This window comes from Anaerococcus sp. (assembly GCF_022770135.1).
Taxonomy (GTDB): domain Bacteria; phylum Bacillota; class Clostridia; order Tissierellales; family Peptoniphilaceae; genus Anaerococcus.
In genome coordinates, this window is record NZ_JALEIL010000095.1 from 1 (window position 1) to 10,150 (window position 10,150).

The window sequence follows — 10,150 nt, forward strand, 5'->3', positions numbered from 1 at the left end:
TAACCCTTATTTCGACCGAACGGAGTGAGCGGAGAAATCTAATGAGATCTCTCCATGCGTTCGTTTCACTCTCTTAGTCGAGATAAGGGTAACTTAACGATAAAATAAATTTCGATTGAAGTTACTTTGTCTACGCTCTGAAAGGACCGAAAGGCCCTCTTATTTATCTTGCAAGTGATCCCATAGGATCCCAAGGTTTTAGGTGGATTGGGTCTTTGTCCCAGGCTTTTCTCTGATCTTCTGTTAGATATTTCTTATCTACTGCGATTTGGTACATGTATTCATCAAACCAAACATCGCTCATTACTAGATAGCCCTTGTTTCCTGCCCTATCTCCCCAAGAGTTTTCTATCTTCCATCTTACTGGTTTTCCGTCTTCGTCTAGGTCAACTCCTGTAAATACCATGGCGTGAGTCATCAAGCTTTCTGAGTAGTCAAGTCTTTCTTCCTTAGTCATCTCAAAGTCTAAGTCGAAGATTTCTTTGATATTAAAGGCCTTGGTATCGAGGATTCCTTCTTGTCTGATAAAGCTTTGGCCTACATCGCAGCCCATCCATACAGGAAATCCGTCCTTAAGTTGCTTGATGGCGGCCTTTTTTAGTTCGTCTATAGGAAGGTTTAGGTATTTAACTTCCTTTCCTTCTACGACATTGCCCAGATAATCTACCGTAAAAGTTTCGTTAAACGGTTTATCTTCAGTAGGAGCGTTGATTAGGGAAATATAGTCGTCTAGATTCATCTTTACATATTTGTCGAAAAATTCCTTAGGAGTAAGGTCTGTCTCCTTTATATAATTATCGTCCTTATCTCTCGCCTCAAAGTCGATTTTCTTTGGAGGAGTTCCTAAAACCACGCTTAGGGCCCTATAGATATCTTCGTTAAAGCCATCCTTCATAGCCTCTAAGTCTTCAAGGCTCTTTCCTTCTTTGTGGGCATTTCTTAAGTCTTTGGCAAAAGATCTTAGCATTTTTGTAAGATAAGCGTCCATCTCTCTGGTAGCAGATGAAGATTTAACCTCAGGCATGGCGTATTTTGGTACAATCCCGTATTTGTTGACTAAGTTTACAAACATGTCCCATTGGCCACCATCCCCCAAAGGATCAGCTAAGATGTGTTTTACTAGTCTTCCTTGGAGGTCTTCATCTACAGTTTTTATTATAGATTCTAGGAAATAATTGCTCTTTTCTAGCTTATCAAAAAATAGGGGATAAGCTTGGGAAAGCTCGAAAGTCTCAAGATTGTAATCCTTGATTATCCTATATCTCATAGTGTTTAGGGCGGAGAACATCCAGCAACGACCTGATTGCTTTTGGTCTGTTATCTCTCCTTGCTTAAGCTCAATCGAAAAAGAGTGGCGCATGTCCTTAATCACGTCAGGGTCGATCGCAGCTTCTGTAATTCCATTTCTTGTTACTGCACTTTGGGCAATCACATTTGCCCTGTCAGCATAAAATTTCTCGTCTAAGTCTTTAAATTTATCTTTGTTAATCATTTTTTCACCTCATTAATATTTTACCTAAAAATATATTAATTGATAGTCATTATTAATTAGATTCTCTCTAAGTATTCCAGGGTCTCTCTGATATGGGCATCTGGAAGGTCATCGATATCCGAAAAAGAAACTCCCATGACAACTATTATATATTCCTTCCCATCTTTTTCGGCAAGGGTCGCCCAGCAGAGTCCAGCCTCGTCCGTCGTTCCGCTCTTGCCTCCGATAATCTCAAAGCCATTTTCTCCATAATCCTTAAGGTGAGAAAAAATAGTGCTTTCTATGTAGACTCCGTCTGGATGTTCATTTGTCGCTTGCGATAGGTAGTCTCTCTTAGTAAAAATCGCCCTAAAATTACCATCTTCTAGGCCATATTTGATAAGCATAGCACAATCTTTAGCCGACTGAAAGTTTCTCTTATCATCCATACCATCGGCATTGGCGTAGGAAGTATTTTCTAGATTAAGCTCTCCTGCCTTTTCATTCATAAGATCTACAAATGAATCTATGCTACCTGCCACATTGATCGCAAGGGAGTCTGCTGCTTCTGCTCCAGATGCTAGTATTGTCCCATACATAAGATCTCTGTAGGTCGTTGTTTCATTTGCAAGAAAACCTGCCATAGAAGCATTTTCACTGACAGCTCTCATATAGGAATCATAGTCAACAGGAGCAAGATCTCCTAAGTCAGATACATGATCGAGGCTTACAAGAAGGGTCATGATTTTGGTAAGAGATGCCATAGGAAGAGGCTTATTTTCATTTTTTCCGTAGACTTTTTTATTGTCTGTTAGATTATATATGTAAACAGCCTTGCTTTTGGAATCTTCTAGGTCAAACTTCGAATCCCTTTTTACAAAATATAAGCCTCCTATGAGAAAAATTAGGCAAAGGCCTAGTAAAATTATATATTTTTTCTTCACTTATCTCTCCTTAGTAAATTAATCTTATTCTTAAACTTTTATAGAGTCGTTAAATTTATGTCACATATATTATATTTCTCCTAAGCCTTATTTCTATCTTTTTTTCTCTCTAGCTAACTCAACCGCAATCAAAAAGAGCTTTCGCTCGATAGGTCATCATCAAATGATATATCTTGCAAAAGCTCATAAACTTAATTATTTTCTTTTATATATTCTTCTGCTGACTTAGCAGCGTTTCTTCCGAATACTACTATGTCAGTTACAGCATTTCCACCGAGTCTATTTGCCCCGTGAACTCCTCCAGTAACTTCTCCTGCAGCGTATAGGCCTGGGATAGGCGCACTTTCTTTGGAAATTACTTCTGAGTTTGTATTTACTTCGACTCCTCCCATGGTGTGGTGGATTCCTGGAGCGATTTTAACTAGGTAGTAAGGAGCCTTAGATAGGTCGGATTTTGACTTATCCATGCCCTTTCTTCCAAAGTCAGGATCCTCGTTGTTGGCGCAGATTTCCTTCCATTTTTCTAAAGTATTCTTAACTGTTTCTTCGTCACATCCTATAATTTCAGCAAGTGCCTTGTAGTCTTCTGCTTTTTCCAGTAGGCCCTTGTCGTAGTATTTTTGGATAGTAGCAGACTCATCCATCATTTTTTGATCAACTAGAAGATAAGCTGCTTTTCCTTCTTGATCTAGGATAGTCTTGGATACAAAGTCTCTTGTCTCAAGCTCGTCTACAAATCTTTCTCCCTTTTGGTTAAGAAGGATCGCCCCTTCTCCTCTTAGGCCTTCTGATATTAGAGATCCGTCTTTTTGGACAACTGTTGGATGGATTTGGATTTGATCCATGTCTATGAAGTTTGCTCCAGCTTCTTTTAGGAAGTTAACAGCATCTCCGGTAATTGACTTAGCATTTGTAGATACGTAGCCTTCAAGTTCTGGCTTATATTCTACAACCATGTCCATATTGGCACCGAATCCACCACTTGCAACTATAACTGCCTTGGCATTTACTGTAAGATTTCCCTTATTTGTTTCAGCAAGAACTCCCTTAGCCTTGCCATCTTCCATTAGGATTTCTTTTACTCTTGCATCATAGATTATATCCACTCCCAATTCCTTAGCCTTTGTAGTTAGCTTGTCTACTAGGTAGGATCCTACGGGGATTGATTTTCCTTCATCATTTACTGGAGCGTGGGTTCTCATCTCACTTTGACCACCAGAAAACTTAAGTTGGGTCAAAGGAGCTCCGTTATCTTCTAGCCAATCGATGGCCTCAGATGATGAGTCGACCATTTTTCTAACTAGGTCTGGGTTATTTATATCATGGCCACCCTTCATAGTATCTTCAAAGAAAAGTTCATTAGTATCAGGGATTCCTTCTTTTTCTTGAAGTTTAGTCTCTGATGCATTCATTCCACCTGAAGCAAGGGATGAGTTACCACCTGTAATTCCTGCCTTTTCTACAACTGTAACATTCTTACCGTCTTGGGCAAGTTGGATAGCAGCAGATAGGCCTGCTCCACCGGAACCTACTACTACAACGTCAGTTTCGATTGGAGTTTTGAAGTCATCTTCGATTTCCTTAGCCACAAGTTTATCAGAGTCTATTCCTGCTGTAAGTAGGGCTTCATTTACAGCTGAAATAAAGGCAGCTGACGATATTGTAGCACCTGTAGTTCTGTCCACATCAGTTGAGTTTTTGGCAATTATCTCTTCCTTAACTCTCTCAATTCCAGCAGATCCTACTGATTTGGTTTCGCTTTCTTCTGTTTCTATGTCTGTGATCTCTCCCTTATCTAGGGTCACTTTAACCTTGATGTCTCCGCCATATCCCTTGGCAGACCCTTCATATGTACCTGATATTTCTTCTATATTAGAATCTTCCTTAGATTCTTTTGATGCACTTTCTTCTGTCTTGACATCTTCTTTCGTCTCATCTGTCGTCTTTGGACTTTGAGAAGCACAAGATGTTAGGGCAAGTATTAGGGATAGACTTGCAAATAATTTTTTAGCTTTCATTTCATCTCCTTTAAAGATTAGAAAAGCCCTAAAGACTAATCTTTTATTGTCGAGGACTAGCCCTTAGAGCTTACTTTCTTTGTAATTATATTATTTTGCAGCCTTGATTGCTTCGTCTACTGCTGTTTTTAGAGCTTCGCTTGTTACTGTTGCACCAGATACGTTATCTACGCCTTCAGTTCCGTTGTTCTTTTTGATCTCTTCAACTAGAGTTGGAACTGCGTCTGCTCCGATTCCTTCTGTTTCTGTGTGGTCAACTTGGATGTCTTTGATTGTTTCTCCATCCATAGTTACTTTAACTTTGATGTCTCCACCGTAACCTGCTGCCGTAGCTTCACCAACTTTTTCTGTTGTTTCTTCTGTTGCTACGTCAGTAGAAGCATCTTCTTTCTTAGCATCGTTAGCATTGTTTCCACAAGCTGTAAGAGCAAGGGCTAGTGCTGCGATTGCTGCGTATGATTTTATGTTTTTCATATAATTCTCCTTTATTTTTCCTGTGTCATCTGATTATACTACACACGTTTTCAATTTGCAAATTCCTAAGTTCTCCTAGAATTTTCTTTAAAATTTCAGGACAAATTTATAACATTTTAAAGTTCTAGCTTAATTAGCTAAAGGGTCATCCTTTTACTAGGACCTCATCTATAACTTGTCTAATATTTGCTAGTTGATAAATCTTTAAGTTCTTGAAGTCCCTGCTATCGATGGAGTTTTTGGCTACGAAGGCTTTCTTATAGCCTAGCCTTTCAATTTCCTTTAGCCTTTGTTTGATTTGAGGAACCTTCTTAAGCTCTCCTGTAAGTCCTACTTCTGCTATAAATACACTCTTGTCGGAAACTGGAACCTTCATCAAGGATGAAGCGATGGAGACCATTATAGCCAGATTTACCGAAGGCTCGCTAAGCTTGATGCCTCCTGTTGTTTTGATGATTACATTGTAATCGTAAAGATTAAGGCCTGCTCTTTCCTGGAGAATTGAGATTAGAGTATTTAGGTCATCTCTTCTTAGGGAGTCCCCTATCCTTTGTGGGTAGGGCATGAAGGACTTGGATACCAAAGACTCTATCTCTACTTCAAGGAGTCTCGATCCCTCATTCGTTACAGAAATAGCAGATCCTTCTATATCTTCAGTTCTTTCTGTGATGAAATACTCGCTAGGATTTGTAATCTCATTTAGCCCATCTTCATCCATAGAAAATAGACCAATTTCTCCAGTCCTTCCGAACCTATTTTTAGTCGAAGTTAAGATCCTTAGGTCTTCCTCACTTTCTCCATCAAGGACTAAGACCGTATCTACCAAGTGCTCCAAGGTCCTAAGACCTGCCATCTCTCCCTTTTTGGTCATATGACCTATCATTATCACTGCTCTTTTTCTTTCGCTATCCTTTGCAATGTCAACTGCCTTGTTGGCGACCTCTATGGTCTGGGTTGGACTTCCTTGTTTGTTATCAAGTTCTGCCAGGCTAAAGGTTTGGATAGAATCTAGAAAAACTATATCAGCATCCACATTTTTTATTTCCTTGATGGCAAGGTCCATGGAGTTTGTCGAAAGAATCCAGATATTTTCAGAAAGATCAGACATAATCCTGTCTGCACGTGACTTGATTTGACTTTCGCTCTCTTCTCCTGAAATATAGATTACCTTAAGGCCCTTATCGGCATAAGACTTTGATAATTGAAGGAGGAGAGTGGACTTTCCTGCACCCGGTCTTGCTGTAAGAATTGTAACAGAATCTCTCACAAGTCCTCCGCCCACAGCCCTATCAAACTCGCTATAGGTCGATTTTATCCTTTCAGACTCATCTAGGGCGATAGAATTAAGTTTCTTAGCATTTTTATCTTCCACTACTACGTTTTGCCTAGTAGACTTTTTCTCAACAACAACCTCATGCATACTTCCCCATTTGCCACATTCTGGGCATTGGCCTGCCCAAACTCCTTGGGTGTGGCCGCAGGATGCACATTCATAGGCTTTTTTGACCTTAGCCATTACATCTTCCTTAGAGATTCATTGGCAGAAAAGACTCTTATTGCTTCTGTCGGATCTTTCTTGTATAGACTTTCATAAATATCCCTAGGACTTTTTCCTTCTTCAAGGATTTCTCTTAGAGGCTTTAGGTAATGAGCCTCATCCTCTAGGGCTCTTTTCGCCATATCTACAAATTCTAAGGCCCATTTATAGACTTCCTTATCCTTGTAGGTAGCATGAAGGCCGTATCTTTCAGTCCTACTTCTAAGGTTTGTGAGCGACCTGTAATCCATATCTCCAAAAATCTCATAGAGCCTATCAAGATTTTCTTCATCATAGAAAAGCCCCTTGATTAAGGCTAAAGCTGCGAAATTATATGGGTAAGGTACTTCATCAGGCATTCTTATTTCTATATATCTCTTAGCCCTTACATCTGGAAATACGATTGATAGGGCGTGGAATATCATTTCATCACTCGAATCTTTATCCATTACTTCTGAAAACTTAAGTCTTCCCTTATAGTGGTCTTCGCCATCTTCATGGACAAATATTATGTCTGTATTAAGGATTTCTTCTGCATATTTTTCATAAGAGAAGTCATCATCAAAGGCGAATGGATAGACTCCAGTTCTTTGCCTATCACAATTATCCCAAATCATCTGGCGGAGATTTCTCTTATTATAAACTTCTCCTTCAAAGATATAGGAATTGTCGAAGATTGAATAAAGGAAGGGAGAAAGGGCGCTTGCCACAAAGTATTTTTTCTTAAAGTCTTCCTCGTTGGCATAATCTATAGCGCATTGAAGACTTGCCGTTCCCTTCATCATATTGTGGGCGTAGGCTCCCCCATTAATCCTGAAATATTCATACATATAGTCATATCTCTTCTTTGGGATGATCTTGATATCTTCAATCTTACTTTTTGGATGATAACCTACGTTGGCCAGAACTTGGCCCTTCTTTTCAAAAACTGGGACAAGCTCTCCCATGGCTTTTTTATAATCCTCATATAAGTCATCAATACTCTTATGAGACTTTATAGCGATTTCAAATTGGCTGGCAGGCTCTACAGAAATATCAAATCTGTCCTTGCTCAAACCCAAAATCTTCCCATCTTCTTTGTGGATTTCGTAGGAATTTTTAGATATTTCTTCCATTGAACGTGCAATGCCGTCTTCTCCATAATAAGATACAGTTTCAAGACTATCCTTATCAACTACAAAATGCTCTGACTCAAAACCTAGGGCGAAGTCTTTGGAATCTTTCTCTCCGCTTTTTATATAATTAACAATTTTTTGTATTTTTTCTTTATAATTCATATCAATCCTTCTCTAATTTAACTTTCTATCATTATACGCCTCTGGCTACTTTATCCCAAAGACATATAGTTATCTTATGAAATACGCATTTTACGAAAGTAGGATTGGGATTATTAAATTCGCCTACGATAAAAAAATCGAATCTATAAGCTTGGTAGAAAAAGCAGATGACTTGTCCGAAAAAACTTCTGCTACTAATAAGGTCTTTGGACAAATCGATGAATACCTCAAAGGAGAAAGGAAGAAATTTACAATTTATGATCTCCTTGAGCTTAAAGGGACTGACTTTCAAAAAGAAGTAATAAAAGAGCTTAGAAACATTCCCTATGGAGAAAAGTCGACCTATAAGGAGGTTGCTGAAAATATTAATAGAAAGAAAGCTACAAGAGCTGTGGCTAATGCTATAGGCAGAAATCCCTTCTTTATTGTTTATCCCTGCCACAGGGTCGTAAGGTCTGATGGAAAGATTGGAGGCTTTGCCTACGGGGTAGATGTAAAAAGATTTCTCCTAAAGCTTGAAAGTTAGGCAATCGAATAGGGCCTAAGATCTAGCCCCTTTCACACCACCGTACGTGCCGTTCGGCATACGGCGGTTCAATTTAATTTACACATGTCCTGCTTATATAGTAATCATAAGGGTCGATTAACCCTGTTTTGCTTAACCTTTCTTTTGTGATTGCTCTTACTAAGCAGGTTTTTGTTGCTACAAAGTAGTATCTGTTTCCACAATAGGATGTTAGTCTTGCTAGGTATTTTACTATTCCCATTTTCCTTAACGCCCATTGTCGTTTCTTTTGTACTTTCCACATTTTCCAGCATATTATTCTGAGTCTAGTTCTTAGATGCTCGCTAAAGCTTTTTAGTTTGCTTTTCATGCTTGCTATTTTAAAGTAGTTTATCCAGCCTCTTGTTACTTCATTTAATTTCTTGATTCTGTAATCAAAAGAAACCGACCATTTTCTTGTGGTGAGTTCCTTTATTTTGTCTTTGAGTCTTTTAAATGATGTTTCATGGACTCGTGCTTTCCATTGATTTGTCTTGTTGTCTTTCCAGTAGCCAAATCCAAGATATTTTATTTTATTTGGTCTTATTATTTTGCTTTTTGCTGCATTTACTTTTAGTCCAAGTTTATTTTCTATGAATCTTGTTATTGAGTGTATTACTCTTGTGGCTGCTGCTTTACTTCCTACAAATATTAGACAATCGTCTGCGTATCTTGTGTACCTAAGTTTTCTTGCTTCTAGCTCTTTGTCTAGTTTGTCTAGCATAATGTTACTTAGTAGTGGTGATAGGTTTCCACCTTGTGGGGTTCCTATTTCATTTTTTTCGTATACACCTTTGTTCATTATTCCCGTTTTTAGGTATTTTCTGATTAATGATTCTGTGTCTGGTGCTTTGATGTGTTCATGAACCATGCTCATTAGTTTATCTTGTGGCACTTTGTCGAAGAATTTTTCTAGGTCTATGTCTACTACCCATTCGTATCCGTCGTTTAAGTATTCTAGGCTTTTTGTTATTGCCATTTGACAGTTTCTTCCTGGTCTGAATCCATAGCTTGTTTCAGAAAATCTTTTGTCTATTATCGGGGTTAAGACTTGTACGATTGCTTGTTGGATTATTCTGTCCATTACTGTTGGTATTCCGAGTTTTCTTTTTCCTCCATTTGGTTTTGGGATTTCTACTCGTAGTACTGGTTGTGGTTTGTAGCGTCTTTCGATTATTTCTTGTCTTATCCTTGCCCAGTTTTCTTTGATGTATTGATCTATTTCTTCTACACTTATGCCGTCTGTTCCAGCTGCTCCTTTGTTGGAGATTACTTTTACTTTGGCTTGGTGCATGTTTTCTGGGTTTAGGATTTGACTTATTAAATTATCTTCCATGTGTGCACTTGCTCCTTTCCGCTTGCATAACTTTTTCTTAGGTGTGAGATTTTGATTTCATTTACGTTTCTTCTACTTTCTCTGTCAGATTTGTCATGCAACATACATTTTGCTTGTGCTTTTAAATTGTTCGGTCCTTCGGTGTTTCCACCTACTATGACTTCTGCTGATTTCTCACTATTCGTTGTTACTACTTCTTCGCTAGTGAGACCTCACGGGATAAGCCCTAATGCTTTCATCGTTTACTTGCAGAATTTACGCTTTGGGTTTACGGTTACCTTTTGGGTCTTTGCTATCTCTTGCTAGCTCGCCCACCTGTTACGCCTTATATTCTGTTCCTGTTCGTCAAGCCACGATTTCGCTACCCGTTCTTCTCTCCTAGATGTCGCCACCTAAAACTTCGGGGTCACTATTAGATTCGTTGGTAACTACGCTCTGTAGGGAATTTCACCCCAGCGTTAGGACATACCCGTCATACAGGAAAAAGCCCTCAATCCGAGGGCTCTTTCTTAATTCTAGTTTATTCTTTCTGTTGTCTCGCCATCAAAG

The 10,150-nt window shown here is 38.8% G+C and carries 8 protein-coding genes; 1 reads left to right on the forward strand and 7 read right to left on the reverse strand.

The window, feature by feature from the left end:
• Positions 1-163: 163 nt before the first annotated feature.
• The 6 genes from MRZ08_RS04480 to MRZ08_RS04505 form a co-directional block, all read right to left on the reverse strand.
• Positions 164-1,492, reverse strand: coding sequence for a C1 family peptidase (locus tag MRZ08_RS04480; protein WP_297379764.1), 1,329 nt, complete (start codon positions 1,490-1,492; stop codon positions 164-166).
• Between the two features lie 56 nt (positions 1,493-1,548).
• Entirely contained in the window at positions 1,549-2,415 is an 867-nt protein-coding gene (locus MRZ08_RS04485) for a serine hydrolase (RefSeq protein WP_297379767.1), read from the reverse strand.
• A 191-nt stretch (positions 2,416-2,606) separates the two neighbouring features.
• Positions 2,607-4,433 carry a flavocytochrome c gene (locus MRZ08_RS04490; protein ID WP_297379770.1) on the reverse strand — a complete coding sequence of 609 codons (1,827 nt, stop codon included), beginning with the start codon at positions 4,431-4,433 and terminating at the stop codon, positions 2,607-2,609.
• 90 nt (positions 4,434-4,523) lie between these two features.
• A complete protein-coding gene (locus MRZ08_RS04495) occupies positions 4,524-4,907 on the reverse strand; it encodes an FMN-binding protein (protein WP_012803608.1) in 384 nt (127 codons plus the stop codon).
• 145 nt (positions 4,908-5,052) lie between these two features.
• Positions 5,053-6,423: a DNA repair protein RadA gene (gene radA / locus MRZ08_RS04500; protein WP_297379775.1), complete on the reverse strand. Its 1,371-nt coding sequence runs from the start codon at positions 6,421-6,423 to the stop codon at positions 5,053-5,055.
• Complete coding sequence (locus tag MRZ08_RS04505) at positions 6,423-7,721, reverse strand: glutamate-cysteine ligase family protein (RefSeq protein ID WP_297379778.1); 1,299 nt, start codon at positions 7,719-7,721, stop codon at positions 6,423-6,425. Before MRZ08_RS04505 ends, radA begins: the two co-directional genes overlap by 1 nt.
• 76 nt (positions 7,722-7,797) lie before the next feature.
• Here MRZ08_RS04505 and MRZ08_RS04510 point away from each other — a divergent pair, with 76 nt between their 5' ends.
• Positions 7,798-8,247: a methylated-DNA--[protein]-cysteine S-methyltransferase gene (locus MRZ08_RS04510; protein ID WP_297379781.1), complete on the forward strand. Its 450-nt coding sequence runs from the start codon at positions 7,798-7,800 to the stop codon at positions 8,245-8,247.
• Between the two features lie 73 nt (positions 8,248-8,320).
• On the opposite strand, the gene ltrA is transcribed toward MRZ08_RS04510, so the two are convergent.
• Complete coding sequence (gene ltrA, locus MRZ08_RS04515) at positions 8,321-9,601, reverse strand: group II intron reverse transcriptase/maturase (protein ID WP_297379784.1); 1,281 nt, start codon at positions 9,599-9,601, stop codon at positions 8,321-8,323.
• Positions 9,602-10,150: the final 549 nt, after the last annotated feature.

Coding starts and splice junctions, on each gene's coding strand:
- MRZ08_RS04480 (WP_297379764.1), bottom strand. CDS start 1,492: ATGATTAACAAAGATAAATTTAAAGACTTAGACGAGAAATTTTATGCT.
- MRZ08_RS04490 (WP_297379770.1), bottom strand. CDS start 4,433: ATGAAAGCTAAAAAATTATTTGCAAGTCTATCCCTAATACTTGCCCTA.
- MRZ08_RS04495 (WP_012803608.1), bottom strand. CDS start 4,907: ATGAAAAACATAAAATCATACGCAGCAATCGCAGCACTAGCCCTTGCT.
- radA (WP_297379775.1), bottom strand. CDS start 6,423: ATGGCTAAGGTCAAAAAAGCCTATGAATGTGCATCCTGCGGCCACACC.
- MRZ08_RS04505 (WP_297379778.1), bottom strand. CDS start 7,721: ATGAATTATAAAGAAAAAATACAAAAAATTGTTAATTATATAAAAAGC.
- MRZ08_RS04510 (WP_297379781.1), top strand. CDS start 7,798: ATGAAATACGCATTTTACGAAAGTAGGATTGGGATTATTAAATTCGCC.
- ltrA (WP_297379784.1), bottom strand. CDS start 9,601: ATGGAAGATAATTTAATAAGTCAAATCCTAAACCCAGAAAACATGCAC.